Raw genomic sequence first — 20937 nt, forward strand, 5'->3', positions numbered from 1 at the left:
CGTCACCTATCTCTTTTTTCTAAGGAGGATGTCCATGTCGACGATGGCGATGAAAGGAAAAGGAGAGGTGCGATTACGAGAGCGCTTTATCTCCTCGAATCAATGGTTTACGCTGAGTGCTATTTTATTTATTTTCATTTTATTTGTCTGGCCTTTCGTACGATTAATTTGGATGAGTGTCACAGCGGACGGTTCATTTACGCTTGCGCATTTCAGTCAAATTTTTCAAGATGCTCAATTTTGGAAAATGTTTCGACGTACATTGTGGATTGTCGTTTGGGCAACGCTCGGTGCATTACTACTCGGTTTCGTTTACGCGTATGTAATTGCCTATACAGACGTGCGTGGAAAAAAGGTGATGCAACTGTTGTTAATGATGCCGTTCATCGTCCCTTCTTATATTTTGACGATCGGTTGGACGCAGTTTGCTCAACTTTTTCAAATTAACTTGTACAGTATCGGCGGTATTATTTTCGTATTAATGATCAGTCATTTTCCCCTCGTTTTTTTATTTACGTTAACGATGTTACAACGTATCCCTTTAGAGTTAGAACAAGCGGTACGCGTATCCGGCGGTAATCAATGGACGGTATTAAAACAAGTTACGTTTCCGCTCGCTTTGCCAGGATTAGTAGGAGGCGGATTACTCGCCTTTTTAACGAATTTAGATAACTTCGGAATTCCTGCTTTTCTTGGAATTCCTGCGCATATTACAGTCTTGAGCACAGCGATTTATCAAGAAGTGGTCGGGTTTGGTCCAGGAGCATTTAGCCGAGCGGCCGCGTTATCTGCGATTCTCGCTGGGATCGCTTTAGTCGGCTACACGTTGCAAAATCTCATTTTAAAAAATAAGCAACATATTTCGGAGACGGCACCCGTCGTTACGACACCGCGTATTCCATTAGGGAAAAAGAAAATTTATGTAGAACTTATATTGTGGAGCAGTGTTCTTTTACTGACGATTGTCCCGCTTCTCGTTTTAGTCAAAACATCGGTAATTAAAGTGTATGGACTTCCGTTCCGTTTTGAAAATTTAACGTTGAGCCATTATCAATTTTTACTCCAGGATACGGATAAAGTGTGGAACAGTTTACAAACGAGCGGTATGTTTGCTGTCATTACAGTCGCACTCACGATCATCATCGGTACAGCGCTCGCTTACGTTCGATCTCGTTCGAATACGTTGACGAGTCGGTGGATGGAAGGAATGATTACGATTCCTTACGCACTTCCTGGTATCGTATTGGCTTTGTCGATGATTTTAGCATGGATGGAACCCTTGCCTGGGTGGAACCCAAACATATACGGAACAGGAAAAATTTTAATTCTCGCTTACTTTACACGCTTCCTCATTTTACAAGTGAAAGGGAGTGCGGTGGCATTTGCGCAAGTGAGTATTGATTTAGAAGAAGCGGCACAAGTGAGCGGTGCTTCGCCATTTGCGAAATGGAAGGAAATTTTGTGGCCGTTAGTGGCGACAGGAGTAAGTATCGGGGCCTTATTTGTCGCCTTGACGACGTTTACGGAATTGACCGTATCTTCTCTTTTATGGTCGAGTGGAACAGAAACCGTTGGTGTTATGATTTTTAACTATGAACAAGCTGGATATACGACTTATACGACGGCATTTTCTGTCATCGTTCTTAGTTTAATGGCAAGTGTTGCTTTGTTCGTGGCACTATTACTTCGGATGAAAAATAAAAAACGAGGAGGAATGATTCGATGATTCAACTGCAACGCGTGACGAAAAAATTTGACGAAACGACGGCACTTCGAGACATTGACTTAACAATTGAGGAGGGTGAGTTTGTCGCAATTGTTGGGCCGAGTGGATGCGGAAAGACGACACTTCTTCGTTTGCTGGCCGGTTTCACTTCACCGACTTCTGGAGAAATTCGGATGGACGAGACAATCCTCGCAAATGCTTCAAAGGTCGTCCCGCCAGAAAAAAGAGATATCGGACTCGTCTTTCAAAAGTTTGCTCTTTGGCCACATATGACAGTCGCTGAACAAATCGCATTTCCTTTAAAACATCATCGCTTTTTGCATCAAAAACGAGCATTTTCATCGATGGACGCTAAAGTAGAAAGTATGTTGCAACTTGTCGGCTTATCAGGATATGAAAAGCGTATGCCTCACGAATTATCAGGCGGACAGCAACAAAGGGTCGCCATCGCGCGCGCTTTAGCAGCCTCACCTCAATTATTATTGATGGATGAGCCGTTAAGTAGTTTAGACGCAGCGTTACGCATCGAATTGCGCGATGAAATTCAAACGATTCATCGTACGCTACAGCCATCCGTCGTCTATGTCACCCACGATCAAAGCGAAGCACTCGCCATGGCTGATAAAATCGTCGTCATGAAAGACGGACACATCGAACAAATGGGAGACCCTACAAGCATTTATTATCATCCCGCTACACCTTTCGTCGCGACATTTGTCGGAAAAGCTAATATTTTGAACGGTGTTTGGAGGGGGGAGCATTTTTATCCGTATGGGCATCCTTCTTTTTACTGGGTTGTCCCTGACATCTCAGACGCTTTTAAAGAAGCGGGGCAATGTCCGATTCGTCCCGAGCAACTTCATTTGAAGCGGAGCGGAGAAGGACTGCGTGGAATCGTGGAAAACGTATCGTTTCAAGGAAGAGAAATGTATTACACCGTGCGAGTAGGAGAACAAAGATTAACAATTATTTCATCCGCTCCTCAAATGGCTAGAATCGAGGAAGAAATCGTCGTTGAGTGGGAAGGGATATCAAATGTTACATCGTCTAATAGAGACAAGGAGTTTGAAGACACGAATCAAGCGAGAAATATATTTAAGTAATATGGACTATTAACGAAGTGTAAAAATGAACACATTGTTAATTTTATACAAACAAATCCTCCTATAATACTATTATGGTTATATTATAGTATATGAAAAGGAGTCGATGAATGGATGAAGCGTTTAATTGTATCGGCTGTTTTGACAGCAACTTTATTAGGTCTTGTAGCATGCAGTGAAGAAAATGAAAAGTTGGAGCAAGAAGAAACAGAAGCAGTCGCTCAACTACCGACAGAAAAAGAAATATCTAAAGAAGAGTTACATCGCTTAACAGAAGAATTAGAAAGTCTAGAGAACATAGTATCTATTGATGTATTTCTTCTCAATCTCGATCACAATGATCAGTTACTTGAGAAAGATTTGAAGAAAATAAAGAAAATGACACAATCTAAAAAAGATAAGTTAGCGTCTGCAGAAGCTGAAGCAGAAATGGCCCGTTTAACAACAAAATTAGAAGAACTTACAACAGCATCTACGATTGCAACTTTTGTTAAAAATATTGAAGGTAATGAAATGTTGTCTGAAAAAGATTTAGAGGAATTAAAAGAAGCAGCAGAAACGAAACGTGCGGACTTGTTGGAGCAAGAACAGCTCGCTGAAGTTGAACGTTTAGAAGGAATACTTGCACAAAAGAATACAGCAGGAGAATTAGATACATTTTATACGAATGTAGGAGCAAATCTCGTATTAACAGATGATCGAAAACGTGCCCTTCAACAAAAGATTACAAATAAAAAAGAAGAGTGGATTGCAACGCAAGAAGCAGAAGTTCAACGACTTCAGACATTGTTAGCAAATAAAACTACAGGTTCTGAACTAGAAATCTTCAAACAAAATATCGGAACAAACACAGTGTTATCAGATGATCGAAAACGTGCCCTTCAACAACAAACAGAGCAAAAGCGTCAACAATGGGTAGCAGCACAACAACCGAAACAGGCACCTCGTTCAAAAGGAGGCGGAGGTGGTGTCTCAGGAACGGTGCAAAATAATATTCACAACACACCTGCACCGAAAGATCAAACACCACACCTCTTTGCGAACTGTACAGAAATGCGCAAAGTATATCCAAATGGCGTACCATCGACTCATCCTTCTTATCAAGCAAAACACGACCGGGATAAAGACGGATGGGCATGTGAACGTTAATCCACATTTTTCCCTGTCTCACTCATCAATTAGACGAGTGAGACAGGGTTTTGTTATGTCATGAAGATTTAGGGAATGCTTGGAAAAACATTATCGGCACGCATTATCGCAGGGCGTCCTTATACGAGTACAACACAACTACTCCAAGTGAAACAACTAGGACCGAAAACATACGAAAAAATGAAACCGCATATTACGTTGTGATGTAAGATGAAAAGAAAAAGAGGTAAGCCAAATTTGACTTACCTCTTTTTTACATGAGCTTATGGATTTGTTGTCCAAACGCCTGCTGATTTCATAAAGACGCGGCGGTTGAGTTGAAGGGATGCGAGGACGAGATCAGCTACATCTTCTGGTTGTAGCATGTTTTCTTCATCGCCTTTCACTAATCCTTCGTTGATCGCTAAGTCAGTAACGACTGTGCTTGGTGTTAATGCGGTAACGCGAATATCGTGTTTACGAGCTTCCATCGCGAGCGATTCTGTTAAGCCCATGACGCCAAATTTAGATGCGCTGTAAGCACTCATCGCAGCACCGCCTTTTTCTCCAGCAGTGGATGAAATATTAATAATATCTCCTGATTTTTGTTCAATTAATTTCGGTAAGACGGCACGTGTGACGTAGTACATTCCGAATAAGTTTACGCGAATGATGCGTTCCCATTCTTCGATCGTTAAATCTAAAAAGCCGCCAAATTTAGCGATTCCCGCATTGTTAATTAAAATATCAAACTTGCCCAATGCTTTATATAATTGATCGATCGCTTGTTCGACTTGTGCGTTATCTGTAATATCCGCTGTTGCAATTTCTACGCGAACTCCGTGTGCTGAAACTTCTTCAGCAACTGCTTGTAAATCAGCTTTCGTACGTGCGATGAGACCGAGTGAAACACCTTGCTTCGCTAATGTTAAAGCGGTAGCGCGTCCAATCCCTTTCCCCGCTCCTGTAATGATTGCAATTTTTCCTTGTAATGACATTGTTCATCTCTCCCTAAAAAATAGTGAATGCCTATCATGCGATATGTCTTGAAACAAAGGCAAATAGAATGCTCGCTTCCAAACTACGAACCCGAAGTGCTCACAAAAACCCCACCTTTTGGTAGTGACCCCACAGAGTGAGACAAAATAAAAAGGATAAGCGACATTTATAGAAAGCGGAAAATTTAATGTCACTTTACTGCGAACCTGAAGTGCCCATGAAAAACCCGGGACCTTCGCAAAGAAAACGGCCTCTTTTATGAAGATTTCGTGAAGTTTTAAATGTCACTTGCAAGAAAAAGGAACATGAGGCACAATATGTAGTAATTGAGGGATCCAAACACACCCCCTCGTAGTCTCCCTCTACACAGAGGGAGTGGATTGAAATGGTAAGATGCGCAAGCCTAAAAAGGGTTATGCTCCGTCTCCCTCTACACAGAGGGAGTGGATTGAAATCGCTCTGGTGGTAGACCAGGGTCATCGAGATTTTTGTCTCCCTCTACATAGAGAGAGTGCATTGAAATTTGTATAGAGGGGTGCTTGTTGACATTTTTTCATGTGCCATGATATATTTTTGCAAGGGGACTTTGTCTTTCTTGTCTCTCCCCTTGATTGGCAAGAAAGTGGATTGAAAAACTTATTTTATTATGTGTCGTGAAAACACAACTTTTTTAGAGTGTTTTCGAGAGTGAGAAAACTCACTCTCTTTTTTTTATTTGAAAATAAAGTTCACTTAATTTATAATGTAAATAGAAGGAGGTGAAGAGAATGAAAACATATCTTTATAATAAAAATCAGGATCAACGCGGTAATCATGAAGTGCATGTTTCGACGTGTTCACGTTTACCGATCACAAGCAATCGAGTTTTTATTTCTGGCTTCCATAGCGATTGTCGCAGTGCAATTCAAGCGGCTAAAAGACAATCTGGAAAAACTAATTTTGACGGTTGTTACTACTGCGCTACTGCTTGTCATACGGGCTAATTAAGTGAATCAAAAACTTAAAACTACTGCTCAGTGAGAAAAACTTAATAGGAGCAGTAGTTTTAAGTACATGGGATAACGAAAATGAGCGAATTATGTTAAAAAGATAAATCTCTATAACATAGTAAAAGAGCATAAACATGTATAAAAATCCCATGGAATCTAATTGTATATTCTAGGTAATGTGATATTATAAAATCGAAGAGGTGATATAAATTGTTCATTGCTCATATACGAGAATCTGATTCTAAAGTCCAGACTGTACAGGAACATTTGCTCAGTGTGTCTCAATTAGCAAGAGAATATGGAAGCGCTTTACACATTTCTTCTATCGCTGAATTGGCGGGATTTTTGCATGATATGGGAAAATATACATCTGCTTTTACAGATTATTTGCAATCTGTTGTCTTAAAAGGAGAACGAATACGCCCTCATATTGATCATTCGACAGCAGGCGCAAAATATTTGTATGAAAACTTTTGGGACACTCAAGATATGTTGCAATGCTATGTTGTTGAAATTGTCGGCATGGCGATATTGTCTCATCATTCAGGCCTCCAAAACTTTTTAGCGACCGATGGAAGTGTTGGAGATTATATGAGGCGCGTCGATGAGAAAGACCTTCCATATTACGAAGAAGTCGTTCAAAATTTTGAATCATATGAAGGAAATACAGAACGAGTGATTCAGTTAATGAAACAATCAAAAAAAGAACTCACTCATTTTTTAGAAAAGGCTAAAACGTTAAACGACGCACGAAATGCAGGCGACGCAGCTTTAATTACGCTAAGTCATTTACAAAAGCTCGTATTTAGTATCTTGATTGATGCAGATCGTACAGATACGAGACGATTTGAAGAAGCGATAATTGAAGAAAAATATGATGAAAAAAAGATTTTTGAAAGCGCTTATCACAATTTAAATGAACAGTTACAAAAATGGGCACAACGAGAGCCTTCTCCTTTAGATCAACTACGAGCTAATATGTCGGATCGTTGTGATGTGCTTGCTGAACAACCATCGCAAATATGGACATTGTCGATCCCAACTGGTGGAGGAAAGACGTTGGCAAGTTTACGTTATGCACTTAAACATGCCATGCTACACGATAAGAATCGAATTATTTACGTCGTCCCCTACACGACGATTTTAGAGCAAAACGCACAAGCGGTGAGAAAGTATTTTGACGACCCGAGTGATGTATTAGAACATCATGCGAATGTGATTGATGATGAAAATTGGGATGCAGCAGAAGATTATTATGGTCGCCCGATTCATAAAAAAATGCAACTTGGACGAGATAATTGGGACCACCCTGTCATTTTTACGACGATGGTTCAATTTTTAGATGCGTTTTATGCGAGAGGGACTCGAAAAGGGAGAAGAATGCATCGTCTTACGGAAGCGGTCATCGTATTTGATGAAGTGCAATCCGTCCCGCTCCAGCACCAAGATTTATTTAATACAGCGATCAATTTTTTAGCGGATTACGGGAAGTCTAGTATTTTATTATGTACAGCGACACAACCGACTGTACATAAAATGGATTACCCCATTTATTTAAAAGAGAATGCGGAAATGGTTCCACAACTTGAGCAAGTTGCTGAAGCTTTTGAGCGTGTCCGTTTCCACGATGAAATCGATCCAAAAGGGTGGGATACCGAACAGCTCGCTACTTTTATCGAACAAAAAAGTACCGACTATGCTTCCTTATTAATTGTACTGAATACGAAAAGTGCGGTTTTACAACTTTACGAAGCGTTACAGCATCTAAAAACACATACGCTTTATCATTTAAGCACGTCGATGTGTGCAGCTCACCGTCATGATATTTTGAGTGAAATAAGAGAACGGTTAGACAATCAACTTCCGACGATTTGTATTAGTACTCAATTAATCGAAGCGGGCGTTGACATTAGTTTTGAAGCGGTTGTCAGGTCTTTAGCAGGGCTTGATTCTATCGCTCAGGCAGCAGGACGTTGTAATCGGAATGCAGAAAGAGCGTATGGGGATGTTTATCTCGTGAAATTAAATTCTGAAGCCCTCGATCGTTTGCCAGAAATAAGAGTAGGTGCAGAAACGACATTAGATTATGTCCGCACAGAGGATGATTATTTACAATCACTCGTGAAGCCTTCGATGATTGAACGTTTTTATAGCTTTTATTATGAAACGGCAAAACGAGCAATAAAACCTCATCCAAAAGAAGTGAATCGCCCGCTCATTTATTTTTTAAACAAGCCAGAACTATATTTACCTTATCGGAAAACAGCGATGGTTACGATGTATAAGACGGTGGAGCGACACTTTCAAGCAATCGATTCACCGACGACGGGAATTATCGTTCCTTATAATGACGAAGCAAAGGAACTCATTGCAGCGTTGAATGAAGAACTACCATTAGAACATTTAAATGCACTGATGAAACGTGCACAACAATATGTCGTGAACGTTTATGACTATACGTTACAAGCACTGATTCGTGAAGATTTAATCGATGTGCTTTATCATGATTCGCTTTATGTATTGCTAGAAGGTGGATACCACGAAAATTATGGAATCTCCATTGAGGGAGACGGACAAAAATCAAGTTTCATTTTTTAAGGAGGTGAAAGCAATGCGAAATCAAATTGAGTTTGTAGTGTATGGAAAGTACGGTTTATTTACAGATCCTGTCACAAAAATCGGAGGAGAAAAATTTACGTATCAAGTCCCGACATATCAAGCGTTGAAAGGCATTGTAGAAAGCATTTATTGGAAGCCATCGATCACATGGTACATCGACGAAGTACGTGTGATGAACGCTATACAGACAGAGGTTAAAAGTATGCGACCGATGAAATACCAAAATCCAGCGAATGAATTAGCATATTATACGTATTTACGAGAACCATGTTATCAAGTGCGAGCGCATTTTGAATTTAATGAGCACCGTCCAGATTTAAAACAAGATTGGAATGAACATAAGCATCATAATATTGCGAAACGATCCGTAGAGCGGGGGGGACGTCGCGACATTTTCTTAGGAGCGCGTGAATGTCAAGGTTATGTGGAAGCTTGTGAATTCGGTAGCGGAAAAAGTTTTTATAATCAATATGGAGAACTATCATTTGGACCTATGTTTCATGGCTTTACGTATCCTGATGAAAGTGGAGAGGATATTTTACAAGCTCGTCTCTGGTCACCGACGATGAAAGATGGGATTATCAAATTTGTACGTCCTGAAGAATGTCCCATCGTTCGAAACATTAAAAAATATGACCGAAAAGCATTTATTTTACAAGAAAATATGCAGTCAGTAGATGAGGAGTATGAACAATTATTTGGAAAGGAGGACTTATAAATGAGTTGGATGCAACGATTAGCAGATGTGTACGACAATAATATACATCGAGTCGGAGAGTTTGAAACACGTTACAATCGAGAATTCACGTTAATGCCGATCGCTCATGTTTCACAAAACGTGCAATTGGAAGTGATATTGAAGGAAGATGCAACCTTCCATCGTGCACGTGTCATTCCCAAAGAGGAATCGTCTACTATCATTCCAGCGACACTCGATTCTGCAAACCGTTCAGGGTCAAAGATTGCGCCACATTACGTGCACGATAAGCTGTTTTACGTAGCGAAAGACTATAAAAAATTCGGAAGCAATCGAAAACGCGATGAGAACTTTGACGCTTATGAGACTCAAATGCTCGATTGGGCGAGTCAGCCGAATGCTCCTGAAAAAGTGAAAGTTATTACGTCGTACATTCAAAAAGGTACGCTCATCCAAGATTTAATTAAGGCAGGCATCATTTATTTAGATACAGAGGGCCAAGTGATTGAAAAGTGGACGAGCCAAGATGATAAAAAATATGGGATTGAAAAACCGCCACTGTATAAAGAAACGACAGGAACGGTATTTGATGCGACAGTACGCTTCGATGTTTTAAATGAAGTATCAAATGCGACTAGTTTTTGGCGAGACCCTGCACTTTTTGAAAACTTTATTGCGTATATACGTGATCGGATGATGAACGACCGAAAATTAATCAAAAGTGATCCAGATACGTTTAAAAAGGGAATCTGTTACGTCACGGGAGAAGAAGGATTGTTGACGACGCAGCACGGTTCGAAATTGCGCAATGCCGGTGACATGTCCAAAATCATTTCATCTAATGACGATAAAGGCTATACGTACCGTGGGCGTTTTAAAGAACCGACGGAAGCTGCACAAATTGGATACGATGTATCGCAAAAGTCGCATCAAGCATTGCGTTGGCTCGTGCAAAGACAAGGAACATATGTAGATACTCGATATTTCGTTACGTTTGGACATATCATGCCAGAGACGATTAATACGTTTGCGGGGTCATTTGATTTGATCGGCGCATCTTCTTCGGCAACAGAAGCGGTGACAGAAGAGTTGGCGAGTAAAGAAATCACGAAAGCGATACATGGTCTCGCTAATAATATCGAAGGGTTTTACGACAACCGTCTCATTACGATGGCACTTGATGCGGCAACGTCAGGGCGTTTGGCGATTGTTTATTATCAAGAAACGGACCCGAAGCTCTTTTTAGATGCGTTGACGCATTGGCATACACATTGTAGATGGATGCTATTTTACAGAGACGAAAATAAAAAGGTGAAAACGGCAATCGGTACGCCATCTACATTTGATTTAGCGAAAGCCATTTATGGGGACAAGACGAATCCAGCGGTTAAAAAAGAATTTTATACGCGAATTTTACCGTCTATTCTAGAACGTCGTCCGATTCCGAAAGACATGATTCGAAGCATTTACCAACGTGTCATTCGTCCGGAATCGTTTAAAGGAACGATGGAGTCATGGGATCAAACGTTACATATCGCATGTGCCATGATTTCATACAATGATAAAAAGGAGGTACCTGATATGACTTTGCAAAAAGAGAATATGAACCGCGACTATTTATTTGGACGTTTGTTAGGAGTAGCGGAAGTTATGGAACGTCGTATTTTAAATGAACGTGATAAACAAGGGAAAGATAGTCGTTCAACAAATGCTATGCGATATTTCACAGCATTTTCAAATCGTCCTGCTCGCACATGGCTTGTCATTCGCAAGCAATTACAACCCTACTTCGATCGACTTTACGCTCAATCAATTATAACAGCGACAATGTATAGTAAACTGATTCAAGAAATTGAGGATGCAATCGGACCAGAGGGTATGACAGATATTGCGTTGCAACCGATTTTTTTAACAGGTTATAGCAGTCAAGTCCAAGAGATGTACAAGAAAAAAGAAGAAAAGGATGAGGAACATGACACTACAAAATAAAATTGATTTTGCGGTTGTATTTACAGTGAATAAAGCAAACCCGAACGGTGACCCGTTGAACGGAAACCGTCCGCGCCAAGATTATAACGGACATGGTGAAATGTCAGATGTTGCGATCAAGCGTAAGTTACGCAATCGTCTCCAAGATGAAGGTGAAAACATTTTTGTGCAATCGGATGAACGTCGTAATGACGCATTTCGTAGTTTGAAAGACCGTGCGGATTCTGTCGAGGAATTAAAAAAATTACTGAGTGACGCGAAAGCAGATGAAGAATTAGCAATTAAAATTGCTTCAGATGAATGGTACGATGTTCGCGCATTCGGTCAAGTCTTCGCTTTTAAAGGTACGAAAATGTCAGTCGGTGTGCGAGGTCCTGTATCGATACATACAGCGACAAGTATCGATCCTGTCGACATCACGAGCATGCAAATTACAAAAAGCGTAAACTCGACGACAAATACGACAAATCCAGGTCAAAAAACATCGGACACGATGGGAATGAAGCACCGCGTCGATTTCGGAACGTATATCTTTTACGGAAGCATTAATCCGCAACTTGCTGAAAAAACTGGCTTTACAAGTGAAGATGCTGAAAAGTTAAAACAAGCGCTCATTACTTTGTTTGCAAATGATGCATCTTCCGCGCGTCCGGATGGATCGATGGAAGTGAACAAAGTGTTCTGGTGGGAGCACAACAATAAAATTGGTCAATATTCATCCGCTAAAGTGCACCGCTCTGTTAAAATAGAGCGCACAGTCGATGGACTAGCGACTTCATTTGAAGATTATGACATTCAAGTCGAACCTTTAGAAGGGCTTGACGTTCAAGTGTACGATGGACTCTAATTCTGTATCGCTCATGATCTCGGGCATTCGACATTACGTATTTTGCCCGAGACAATGGGCGCTTATTCATATCGAGCAAGCTTGGGAGGAAAACGTGCTAACGGTAGAGGGAGTGGATTGAAATAGCTGTTACAATCATCTACGGTCGCACTAGGATGGATGGTCTCCCTCTGCATAGAGGGAGTGGATTGAAATAGCACTCTTCATTAAGTCATCTGACCATCGATAGTCTCCCTCTGCATATAGGGAGTGGATTGAAATTGCTGGCGCAGCGAAATATTGATCTAATTTCACGTCTCCCTCTGCACAGAGGGAGTGGATTGAAATTCCCATTCCTTTTTGTGCATCGTCTGCATTTGTTAAGTCTCCCTCAGCATAGAGGGAAATGATGGAAGACATTTGAAGTGTTCCTTGAATGATATGGATGTACTTAGGTAAATATGCTATAACATGGGAGAGTAGATAATAAAATTTGAATTTGTACGGTGTAGAATTTGATGATGTGTATCTGTTAATCTAAAAGTGAGCCACATCGCAATTGAAAACTGAGCCACCTTGTAAGAAAATCCTACACACAGGGATTATGGAGATTACTTATTTTTTGAAACGTTCGAAAGAAAGGGACTTTGATGTAAAGTGAATATTTGAATCAAGCACCTAACCAAATAAAAAATATATTCGATTCCTATTATATCGGAAATGCAGTAGATTATCCGTGAAAACTTGGGAATTTTAACACCGATGTTCACAGCAATCTTAATCTTTGTAGCATGTGTATATTGCAAAATAATCCATCTCATATAGAAATGTAAACGATGGAGGGATAGTATGAAATCAAATGAATATGTATTAGAGCGTATCAAGTTGTTATTACAGGAGCAAGGGAAATCCTACCAAGATTTGAGTAATGATACAGGCATTAGTAAATCTTCAATCGATTATATGCTATCAGGAGAGCGCGTGATGAAGCCAGAGCGTTTAGTGGCGATTGAAAAAGCATTAGGTACAGAAGTAAAGGATTTAATGAAAGTGAGTGAAACAAATGGGCCTTTACAAGTTATTTTAAGAGGTGAGCTAACGAATCGACAATCGAAACGGGCTTTTGAGGCAGTTCTTTTTGCCATTGAAGATTATATAACGATGAAGCAAGTAAATTAAATAAAAGCAAGAGAACAAGCTAAAAAATGTAAAATAGACTGAATAAACATGCCAAAAATCTTTTCGCACGGAGAAGGTTTTTTTTGTGGATTGTGCGAAGTCAGGAGAAAAAGCATCGCCTCTCCATTTCGTTTTAATTTGATACATAACACTCAATATATAGCATAAGACAAGACATCTTTTCCAAACATTCGCAAAGAAAATAGCGATTTTTATGAAATTTTCATGAAATTCTAGATGTCACTTGCAAGAAAAAGGGAAACGAGGCACAATATGTAGTAATTGAGGGATTCAAACACACTCCCTCGTAGTCTCCCTCTACACAGAGGGAGTGGATTGAAATTGGATAATCAGGCATTTCCCACTCATATAAAGAAGTCTCCCTCTACATAGAGGGAGTGGATTGAAATCTCAAAAACTATCTATCTTTGCAGGAGCAGACTGGAATAAGGATAGATTTGTTAAAAAATGTAACACATAAAATTTAGGAGTGACAGATCCCATGAATTTTGTATTCGATCTAGATGGAACGATATGCTTTAAAGGACAACCCATTTCAGAGAAACTTTTAAACTCGCTTGAAAAGCTTCAAATGGACGGACACGATGTCATCTTTGCTTCAGCAAGACCGATTCGAGATATGCTACCTGTCATTGACGCACGATTCCATGAATATACTATGATAGGGGGAAATGGCTCTTTAATCTCGGTTAATGGAACGATTCGCTATTCTCATTCTTTTACAGACACACAGATAGATTCTATTCACAAAATATTAGATGAATACAATGCTACTTATTTGATGGATGGAGAATGGAACTACACATATACGGGGCCTGTAGATCATGCTATTTTAGACAATCTGGACCCCTCAAACTTAGCAAAAAATATCAAGCTTTCCGATCATCAATCGATTATCAAAATATTAGTTTTGACGGCAGATGACATGAATCAAGTGCTCGATGCTATTCTCAAATTGGATGTAACTGTACATAAACATGGAAATGAAAATGTCATCGATATTAGCCCACAAGGAATCAATAAATGGAGCGCTTTGAATAAGTTAGAAATTGAAAAAGGAAATTATATCGCTTTTGGCAATGATGCGAATGATATATCGATGTTTAAGAATGCGGCATATTCGATTATGGTAGGTCATCATAAGGAACTATCCCAATATGCTTCCGAATCGATACCACTGAGTGAGGACGTAGAAGATGATATCATTGAAAAAATAAACGTCTTATCCGAAATAAAGCAACACGGTGACGCGGGAATCGATTCATTTAATATCGCCTTTCTCAATAATGGATGATGTTGAGGCGACACTTTTTTATATAATGGCATTTCACTCTACTAAAGCAGGTGAAAGGACTCTATTTTTGAAATATGAGGCCCCTGTTTTTTACATAGATAAACCAATACTCAACTGCTTCTGAAGCGTAGGTACTCTAATCTATTTTATTTTCCCAACCCCAAAACTATAATAAACACTTTACAATAATCTGGCAATTCTTTATATTTAAGTAATCAAGAAAGAGAGAGTAAATCGGCAGAATCTTAGCGGAGTAGGCGTTTCAAGTCTAGTTTTCATCAAGTTTTTCGTGGGCCACCTAGATTGGCTATCTGCAGGAGAGGGGTGTCCATTTAAATATGAAAAATGTAATTTTTTACACGTCTATCGTTTTAAACATTGTGTTGATTATTATTGTGTTCTTTGTATACTCCAGGCTAGACAGTAATAAAGAAATTGCATCGAATGAAATCCAACATCAATTAATTGAAGTGGAAAGCGTTATAGGTGAACAGATGCAATTATCATGGAGGAATCCCGAATTAGTAACAAGACAGTTGGATAAATCCTTAAAAATCATGCGACGCTCTTTTGAACTAATAGAAAAATCATCTATTGCTGTAAATAAATCTGACATCGAGGTTATAGACTCTGTCCTCGGCAAGTTGGAGTTATATAAAAAGGCGGAATCACAGGTCGAACCTCAAGAAATAGATCGTTTTGAAATGCTCTCAGCAACTCTTCGAAAAGAAGGAGTTGGCCAAGGTATTCCAATTACAGTTAATAACTACGATGCTTTCATTCGGAAAATGAAAGCGCTAGATTATAAAATTGAAAATCCTTTAGACAAAAAATAATTTGGTTATTTCTTTAAAATAACCCACCTATTATAATCTAGCCCAATAAAGTTAGACAAATCATTTCAAGCAAGTCCTAAGACTTAAGTTCGGTATTCTACCGGGCTTAGGTCTTTTAATTTCGCTTTCATACGTTTGTGATAGTAGTACTTAATTTTACATTGCAACGAGTGAACAATTAACAAAAGAACGTGTCAAAATATTACAAAACCTTATCTACCTCGCGTTTGAAACATACGGAATCGATGCCAAAACATCGATTGGATATGGATTAGGGAAAGTGATGTTAAAGAAAAGAAGAGGCAATCAGATGGATAAGACGAAAATATTTCAAAACATATTAACCATTAACAACCCACTGCTGTTTTTATATTATGCATATGCTAGGATGTTCAATAAAGTGGAAGAGTAAAAAGTGTCTGCGAACCTGAAGCGCCCATGAAAACCCCAGGACCTTCGCAAAGAAAACAGCTCTTTTCATGAGGTTTTAGTGAAGTTCTAAACATCGCTTGAAAGAAAAAGGGAAATGAGGCACAATATGTAGTAATCGGGGGATTCAACCACAACCCCTCGCGGTCTCCCTCTGCTTAGAGGGAGTGGATTGAAATATTGGTCTGCTCATTTTTTTGATTCAATTCTTCTAGTCTCCCTCTGCTTAGAGGGAGTGGATTGAAATACAATTGCAGCACTCCCAAAAAACCGAAACAAAATGTCTCCCTCTGCTTAGAGGGAGTGGATTGAAATTCGAACATCGTTAAGCTTTTTTCTAATAGACCAGTCTCCCTTGTATCTCAATAATCTTTTGAAAGTTGTATTTTCGGAGGACTTCATATTTTATGTGAGTAGCTTACTTGCCCTTAATCGCCTTTCTCTCTGGTTCCTCTAGCTATTTTTAATAGCTCATTTTCTGTTTCTAAATATTTAATAATACGTGCTTCAGTTTTCTGCAAGTTCTTTTCAGCTTATAAGTACTTCTTTTTTCTTCGCTCTTTACCAATTATCACTATGTAAAACTGATTTTCGTTGATGCTTGTTGAAATAGATTTTACTCGTATAGACAAGCTCCTTTTAGTTAAGAATAGTACAGAGGATTTTTCATAGAAAAACCCTGAAAAGGGTACTTTTTTAAAGTGTCCACATTTCAGGAGTCAGTTCATTTTCAGAAAAAAGAGGAGCGTTTTATTCGGATTCGTCTTGGTCGAGTGAGTACGGAGGCGGTTGTTTAAAAGAAAATGTAAAGGTATCTCCACTTTGAAGGACGCGTTGAAATTCCTCGTAAAATGGATATGTATTTGTTCCGGAAATATGTGCCCATGCTCGTGATCGGGTAAGTGCGACGAATAATTCGTTGCGCGCTTTTGGTGAACTTTCTTTTTTCGCTACTTCATCGAGGCCAACGACATATACCATATTTGCTTCGTTTCCTTTAGCGCGTGTCACTTGGCTAAAAGTGACTGCTCCATCGAATACGAAACGGGTCGGATCGCCACCACTTGTGCCGGTCATATTTGGTGTTTTTGCAGCTGCAACGTAATAGTCGATTGAATGATTATTTAATAGATGGCCGAGTTGATTTTGTTTTGTCTTAGTTATCCAAGAAGGGCCTAAAAAGATTACTAAAATATCTTCCGGCTCGATTCCTTCTTTCGTAATGTCGTGCACAATCGCATGTGCGACGTGTTGTAACTCTTCAGTCGTCGAGGAGTACGTTTGAAAATGAATGACTGGATTTTTCCACAACGATGGAACAGGATTCGGAGAATGAGCAGGTGGTCGGTGAAGTGTAATTTCTTCTCCCGATCGGAAGTTACCTTGTACAACTTCATAACCAATTCGTTCCCAATCGCTTTTATTCGTAATACCACGCAACATGCCGTCTGGTCGTAGAAGCCCCATGCCGATTGCGTGAGCTGCGGTTAGTAAAGGTCCTGGTGTACGGTAACACCTGTACATCACTTCACTTTTTCGAGCTCCACCTGGATAAATGCCTTGGACGAGTTTCGTATAATCTGGTCCAAAAAGTTCTTTGGCCGTCGGGACGATGAGCGCATCTAAGCTTTGACTTTCATCATAGCCCCAAATGAGCCGTCGACTCGTTGGATTGTTTGTTATAGCTGGGCGTAACGCTTGAAAAGCGAGCCAATAAATGGGTTGTTTTCCTTCGTAGTGGAAGGTCTTATTCTCTACGACTAAGTCTTGTCCTTCATCGATTAAAATGGCGTCGAACTGAGGTGTGATATGTCCGCGAGTTTCGTGTAATAGTTGTTGGCAACAGTAGGCGACGCTATCGCTTGGTGACATGTATTTCGGAAGGTGAGGGGCTTCTTTTAAGTCGTTGACAATCAGCGGCCGAACGCCATGTTCTCTAGCAAGCGTGCTGTAAAAACCAGGTTGACGTTTCCCTCCCCATGCGTGAAAAATTCGAATGCGTCGTTCGACTTCAGGTGTAAGTGAGACCGTGTCCTTACTGAAGAAGCGTAACCAATGATCGACTTGCCCTCGTATTGAGTCGTACAAGCTTTGTGTTGAAAAAACAATCGCGATGTCCCAATCCGGATACTTTAAATGCATATGTGCAGCTTTTTGACAGAGCATAACTGTTTTTCCAGAACCAGCGATGCCACGGATTCGTTGTGGACCTGGTGGAATGACCTTTCCAATCGTTTCTTGTTTTTCGTCAAATTGACTCGTTTCCGCATTCAATTGGTGTAACAAGTAATTTTTCGTCATCGTAGTTGTAGGTACGATTTCTTTTTTCTTATGTACTGGAGCTCCACCTAGTACAGAAAGAGCGGCGTTCCAAGCTTCGTCGTCAAGCGGCATTCGTCCGCGTTGTACAGTCGGAGCTTCTTCAATTCGTGAGCGCATTGTTTTCGGTCCGAGATCTTCGGAAAAAAGAATCGGCGGTGATGAAGGCAAGTGGGCAAACCCTTTTTCTTCCCATTCTGCTCTAGTAATACGGGGAAGTGCAACGATTGCACGAGCCTTAATTTTTCGACGTGTCCGTTGATCGCTGTCAAAGTAATGAAGTAAGGAAAACACTTGGTCTTCGGCTTGTTGGTACGGTGCGCCTTCTTCGACATAAAAGTTATTGTATGTCCAAAGGGGTCCTTGGATGGACGCAATTTGGTCAATAGTAAGTCCTTTCACTTCAATGATGACGAGACCGCCCCCACGAGTAAGTAGTAGTAAATCGGGTTCGCGTCTCGGACCATCGGAAGGAGAGAAAACGGGATAACGCCAGTAGCCGATTCCATCATCTTTAGCATAAGCACGTTTCAACGCTTCCCATACGCGTTGCTCGTCTTTTTTGCCAGCCATTTCGATGGATTCTGTTTCAATAAAAGTAGTCATTTCAATACCTCCTAAATTTAGTTTAAATTACCATTTAACCTACCATAACTCTGTTAAAAAGTAAAAATATAATGAAAAAATGTTTTAACAGTATTAATATAAGTGATATTCACATAATAAGGAAGAGTAGTAATGATAGTGTTAATCTAAAACTGAGCCACCTTGTAAGAAAATCCTACATATTTTTAGAGGTGAGCTAACGAATCGACAATCGACACAGGCTTTTGAGGCAGTACTTTTTGCCATTGAAGATTATGTAATGATGAAGCAAGTAGATTAAATAAAAGCAAGAGAACAAGCTAAAAAACAGCAGAGGCCTTTGCTGTTTTTTTAAGGTGAAGTTTAATAAAAAATGGAAAATAGACTGAATAAACATACCAAAAATCTTTTCACATAGAGGGGGTTTTTCTGTGGATTGTGCGAAGTCAGGAGAAGAAGCATCGCCTCTCCATTTCGTTTTAATTTGATACATAACACTCAATATATAGCATAAGACAAGACATCTTTTCCAAACATTTCAAGTAATGTTCCATGATCATCTTCTACAAATAAAATATAATCTCTTTAAGAGAGATAAGGCAGTACAATTCATAAAAAAATTTGATTAAATAAACATTTAAGTCACGCGCGAACCTAAAGTGCCCATGAAAACCCCGGGACCTTCGCAAAGAAAATGGCGCCTTTTATGAAGTTTTAGTGAAGTCCTAAACATTACTTGCAAGAAAAAGGGAAATGAGGCACAATATGTAGTAATAGGGGGAGTTAAATACAATCCCTCGCAGTCTCCCTCTACTTAGAGGGAGTGGATTGAAATGATGTTAATATGCTTACTGATTCATTAAATGTATTCGTCTCCCTCTACTTAGAGGGAGTGGATTGAAATTGAAAACACACTAAAGTTAATCAAGGAGTGCAATGTCTCCCTCTACTTAGAGGGAGTGGATTGAAATAAGTCAAAGGCAGAGACCAAAACATACGCGGAAGTGTTTCCCTCTGCATAGAGGGAGTGGATTAAAGTCTATATTGGAAATCCTTCTTAGTTTAAAATAAGATGATTGTTATAAAAGTGTCATTAAAGAAGAGTTCGTTTATTAAAACGGGCTCTTTTTTAGTTCTTTGGAATGTATTTATGAGCTTTATTAGTTTTTTAATGATATTATATACCTAAAAGATGGGAGTGATGGAAAATGTGTGAGAAAAAAGAGGCGAAGTCTGAAGTTCATCAAACGATAGATGGCCATCCGATTTTTAACATGATTGCTCAGAACTATTTACGATTGGAACAGTCTATCGTTCAAGAGCTTTATTTCTGATACATTTCGGGAAGCCATATGGAAAGAATTGTTTGAGCAAATCGTTCCGAAGAAATTCGTTGTGGAACAGTCCGTTTTTATTTTAGATTCTCATGGCAGCGTTTCCAAAGAAGTAGATCTTGTTATTTTGGACGAAATGTATACGCCTTATATTTTTAGACAAGGGCATTTGAAGTTTATACCGATTGAAGCGGTCGCAGTAGCCATTGAATGTAAAAGTGAAAATTTAGATGGTGAAGTCATTTCAACGTGGAGAAAATCTATTGAAAAATTAAAAACGAGCGATCGAGGAATCGCGCGTCTTTTTGGACATGTGCAATCCAAAGAACCTTCACAACAAACTAAGAAAGAAGGCCAGTCGAAAGAGTGTGGAGTACCCGAGTGTTTAATACAAAAACGAGGTCCGCGAAAACTGACACAGACAGGAACCCGTCCAATCTTAATTCTTTGTCATATGTCGAAGCAATCCAAGGATTGTGAAAACGCTACGGTCGATTTAGAAAAGGAATTTGACATTACGCTTTGGGCACAAGAAAAAGAGGATAACCGTTCCATTCGAGTGGCTGTGAACGATCGATTCAAAGAGTTGTCTGATGTTTACAAGCGGTTGAATCATCACCCTTATCATGAAGCGGAGTATGAAGATGCGATCATTAAAAATGCGAACTTAGATGGACTGTCGTTAGATAATTATCGCATTCGAAAAGGGGTCGAAGAAGTTTCTTTATTGACGCTCAATTTTATGCTGAACCAAGCGTTGATGCTCATTAACAATCCAATGTTTTTCCCGCACCTTGCGTATGTAGAACGCTTTCGTAAAGAGTTGAATTCTGAAAATAAAAATGAACAGTCGTGAAAGAGGAG

At 39.6% G+C, this 20937-nt stretch carries 18 protein-coding genes and 1 pseudogene; 15 read left to right on the top strand and 4 right to left on the bottom strand.

Translation table 11 applies throughout. From position 1 onward, the window contains the following. Nucleotides 1-34 precede the first annotated feature (34 nt). The 4 genes from IRY55_RS03550 to IRY55_RS03565 all read left to right on the top strand — a co-directional run bounded on the left by IRY55_RS03550 (nucleotide 35) and on the right by IRY55_RS03565 (nucleotide 4182). Complete coding sequence (locus tag IRY55_RS03550) at nucleotides 35-1726, top strand: ABC transporter permease (protein ID WP_194561871.1); 1692 nt, start codon at nucleotides 35-37, stop codon at nucleotides 1724-1726. After that, nucleotides 1723-2829, top strand: a complete 1107-nt coding sequence (locus IRY55_RS03555) for an ABC transporter ATP-binding protein (protein ID WP_194561872.1) — start codon at nucleotides 1723-1725, stop codon at nucleotides 2827-2829. The genes IRY55_RS03550 and IRY55_RS03555 overlap by 4 nt, the downstream gene beginning before the upstream one ends. 114 nt (nucleotides 2830-2943) lie before the next feature. Beyond that, nucleotides 2944-3978 carry an excalibur calcium-binding domain-containing protein gene (locus tag IRY55_RS13575; RefSeq protein WP_328799609.1) on the top strand — a complete coding sequence of 345 codons (1035 nt, stop codon included), beginning with the start codon at nucleotides 2944-2946 and terminating at the stop codon, nucleotides 3976-3978. A gap of 75 nt (nucleotides 3979-4053) precedes the next feature. Next, complete coding sequence (locus IRY55_RS03565) at nucleotides 4054-4182, top strand: ComEA family DNA-binding protein (protein ID WP_194561873.1); 129 nt, start codon at nucleotides 4054-4056, stop codon at nucleotides 4180-4182. Nucleotides 4183-4241: 59 nt separating this feature from the next. Here the strand turns inward: IRY55_RS03565 and IRY55_RS03570 are convergent, their stop codons facing one another. Continuing rightward, the gene (locus tag IRY55_RS03570) at nucleotides 4242-4955 is read right to left on the bottom strand and encodes a 3-ketoacyl-ACP reductase (protein WP_194561874.1); all 714 of its coding nucleotides are present in this window, start codon (nucleotides 4953-4955) and stop codon (nucleotides 4242-4244) included. A gap of 768 nt (nucleotides 4956-5723) precedes the next feature. Between IRY55_RS03570 and IRY55_RS03575 the strand changes: the two genes are divergently transcribed. The 6 genes and pseudogenes from IRY55_RS03575 to IRY55_RS03600 form a co-directional block, all read left to right on the top strand. Next, on the top strand, nucleotides 5724-5939 hold the full coding sequence (locus IRY55_RS03575) for a hypothetical protein (RefSeq protein WP_194561875.1): 216 nt from the start codon (nucleotides 5724-5726) through the stop codon (nucleotides 5937-5939). A 216-nt stretch (nucleotides 5940-6155) separates the two neighbouring features. Next, nucleotides 6156-8543 carry a CRISPR-associated helicase Cas3' gene (cas3, locus tag IRY55_RS03580; RefSeq protein ID WP_194561876.1) on the top strand — a complete coding sequence of 796 codons (2388 nt, stop codon included), beginning with the start codon at nucleotides 6156-6158 and terminating at the stop codon, nucleotides 8541-8543. A 13-nt stretch (nucleotides 8544-8556) separates the two neighbouring features. Further along, nucleotides 8557-9282, top strand: a complete 726-nt coding sequence (gene cas5c, locus IRY55_RS03585) for a type I-C CRISPR-associated protein Cas5c (protein ID WP_194561877.1) — start codon at nucleotides 8557-8559, stop codon at nucleotides 9280-9282. Then, on the top strand, nucleotides 9283-11250 hold the full coding sequence (gene cas8c, locus IRY55_RS03590; RefSeq protein ID WP_194561878.1) for a type I-C CRISPR-associated protein Cas8c/Csd1: 1968 nt from the start codon (nucleotides 9283-9285) through the stop codon (nucleotides 11248-11250). It begins immediately after the preceding gene. Then, nucleotides 11234-12097 (top strand): type I-C CRISPR-associated protein Cas7/Csd2, encoded by an 864-nt coding sequence (gene cas7c, locus IRY55_RS03595; RefSeq protein WP_194561879.1) that lies wholly within the window; start codon nucleotides 11234-11236, stop codon nucleotides 12095-12097. Before cas8c ends, cas7c begins: the two co-directional genes overlap by 17 nt. Continuing rightward, nucleotides 12087-12209 (top strand): annotated as a pseudogene (locus IRY55_RS03600) (CRISPR-associated protein Cas4); the annotation flags it as partial. The gene cas7c and the pseudogene IRY55_RS03600, both read left to right, overlap by 11 nt. A 38-nt stretch (nucleotides 12210-12247) precedes the next feature. Here the strand turns inward: IRY55_RS03600 and IRY55_RS03605 are convergent. Next, nucleotides 12248-12496: a hypothetical protein gene (locus IRY55_RS03605; protein ID WP_194561880.1), complete on the bottom strand. Its 249-nt coding sequence runs from the start codon at nucleotides 12494-12496 to the stop codon at nucleotides 12248-12250. A 429-nt stretch (nucleotides 12497-12925) separates the two neighbouring features. Between IRY55_RS03605 and IRY55_RS03610 the strand changes: the two genes are divergently transcribed. From IRY55_RS03610 to IRY55_RS03620, 3 genes are all read left to right on the top strand, one after another. Continuing rightward, entirely contained in the window at nucleotides 12926-13255 is a 330-nt protein-coding gene (locus tag IRY55_RS03610) for a helix-turn-helix domain-containing protein (RefSeq protein ID WP_194561881.1), read from the top strand. 502 nt (nucleotides 13256-13757) lie between these two features. Beyond that, nucleotides 13758-14570 carry an HAD-IIB family hydrolase gene (locus IRY55_RS03615; RefSeq protein WP_194561882.1) on the top strand — a complete coding sequence of 271 codons (813 nt, stop codon included), beginning with the start codon at nucleotides 13758-13760 and terminating at the stop codon, nucleotides 14568-14570. Between the two features lie 338 nt (nucleotides 14571-14908). After that, complete coding sequence (locus IRY55_RS03620) at nucleotides 14909-15406, top strand: hypothetical protein (RefSeq protein WP_194561883.1); 498 nt, start codon at nucleotides 14909-14911, stop codon at nucleotides 15404-15406. Between the two features lie 83 nt (nucleotides 15407-15489). On the opposite strand, the gene IRY55_RS13615 is transcribed toward IRY55_RS03620, so the two are convergent. Together IRY55_RS13615 and IRY55_RS03625 are read right to left on the bottom strand one after the other, a co-directional pair. After that, nucleotides 15490-15591 carry an IS3 family transposase gene (locus tag IRY55_RS13615; RefSeq protein WP_408015118.1) on the bottom strand — a complete coding sequence of 34 codons (102 nt, stop codon included), beginning with the start codon at nucleotides 15589-15591 and terminating at the stop codon, nucleotides 15490-15492. Nucleotides 15592-16585: 994 nt separating this feature from the next. Continuing rightward, entirely contained in the window at nucleotides 16586-18760 is a 2175-nt protein-coding gene (locus IRY55_RS03625) for a DEAD/DEAH box helicase (protein WP_194561884.1), read from the bottom strand. Nucleotides 18761-19947: 1187 nt separating this feature from the next. Here IRY55_RS03625 and IRY55_RS13535 point away from each other — a divergent pair. Together IRY55_RS13535 and IRY55_RS03630 are read left to right on the top strand one after the other, a co-directional pair. After that, nucleotides 19948-20073, top strand: a complete 126-nt coding sequence (locus IRY55_RS13535; protein WP_268920767.1) for a hypothetical protein — start codon at nucleotides 19948-19950, stop codon at nucleotides 20071-20073. A 28-nt stretch (nucleotides 20074-20101) separates the two neighbouring features. Continuing rightward, nucleotides 20102-20929, top strand: a complete 828-nt coding sequence (locus IRY55_RS03630; RefSeq protein WP_194561885.1) for a DUF6602 domain-containing protein — start codon at nucleotides 20102-20104, stop codon at nucleotides 20927-20929. Nucleotides 20930-20937: the final 8 nt, after the last annotated feature.

The sequence above is a fragment of the Savagea serpentis genome (assembly GCF_015351395.1).
Lineage (GTDB): Bacteria > Bacillota > Bacilli > Bacillales_A > Planococcaceae > Savagea > Savagea serpentis.

Excerpts from the sequence above, each read along its gene's own strand:
- IRY55_RS03550 (WP_194561871.1), top strand. The coding sequence starts at position 35 with ATGTCGACGATGGCGATGAAAGGAAAAGGAGAGGTGCGATTACGAGAG.
- IRY55_RS03555 (WP_194561872.1), top strand. The coding sequence starts at position 1,723 with ATGATTCAACTGCAACGCGTGACGAAAAAATTTGACGAAACGACGGCA.
- IRY55_RS13575 (WP_328799609.1), top strand. The coding sequence starts at position 2,944 with ATGAAGCGTTTAATTGTATCGGCTGTTTTGACAGCAACTTTATTAGGT.
- IRY55_RS03565 (WP_194561873.1), top strand. The coding sequence starts at position 4,054 with ATGCTTGGAAAAACATTATCGGCACGCATTATCGCAGGGCGTCCTTAT.
- IRY55_RS03570 (WP_194561874.1), bottom strand. The coding sequence starts at position 4,955 with ATGTCATTACAAGGAAAAATTGCAATCATTACAGGAGCGGGGAAAGGG.
- IRY55_RS03575 (WP_194561875.1), top strand. The coding sequence starts at position 5,724 with ATGAAAACATATCTTTATAATAAAAATCAGGATCAACGCGGTAATCAT.
- cas5c (WP_194561877.1), top strand. The coding sequence starts at position 8,557 with ATGCGAAATCAAATTGAGTTTGTAGTGTATGGAAAGTACGGTTTATTT.
- cas8c (WP_194561878.1), top strand. The coding sequence starts at position 9,283 with ATGAGTTGGATGCAACGATTAGCAGATGTGTACGACAATAATATACAT.
- cas7c (WP_194561879.1), top strand. The coding sequence starts at position 11,234 with ATGACACTACAAAATAAAATTGATTTTGCGGTTGTATTTACAGTGAAT.
- IRY55_RS03605 (WP_194561880.1), bottom strand. The coding sequence starts at position 12,496 with ATGTCTTCCATCATTTCCCTCTATGCTGAGGGAGACTTAACAAATGCA.
- IRY55_RS03610 (WP_194561881.1), top strand. The coding sequence starts at position 12,926 with ATGAAATCAAATGAATATGTATTAGAGCGTATCAAGTTGTTATTACAG.
- IRY55_RS03615 (WP_194561882.1), top strand. The coding sequence starts at position 13,758 with ATGAATTTTGTATTCGATCTAGATGGAACGATATGCTTTAAAGGACAA.
- IRY55_RS03620 (WP_194561883.1), top strand. The coding sequence starts at position 14,909 with ATGAAAAATGTAATTTTTTACACGTCTATCGTTTTAAACATTGTGTTG.
- IRY55_RS03625 (WP_194561884.1), bottom strand. The coding sequence starts at position 18,760 with ATGACTACTTTTATTGAAACAGAATCCATCGAAATGGCTGGCAAAAAA.
- IRY55_RS13535 (WP_268920767.1), top strand. The coding sequence starts at position 19,948 with ATGTGTGAGAAAAAAGAGGCGAAGTCTGAAGTTCATCAAACGATAGAT.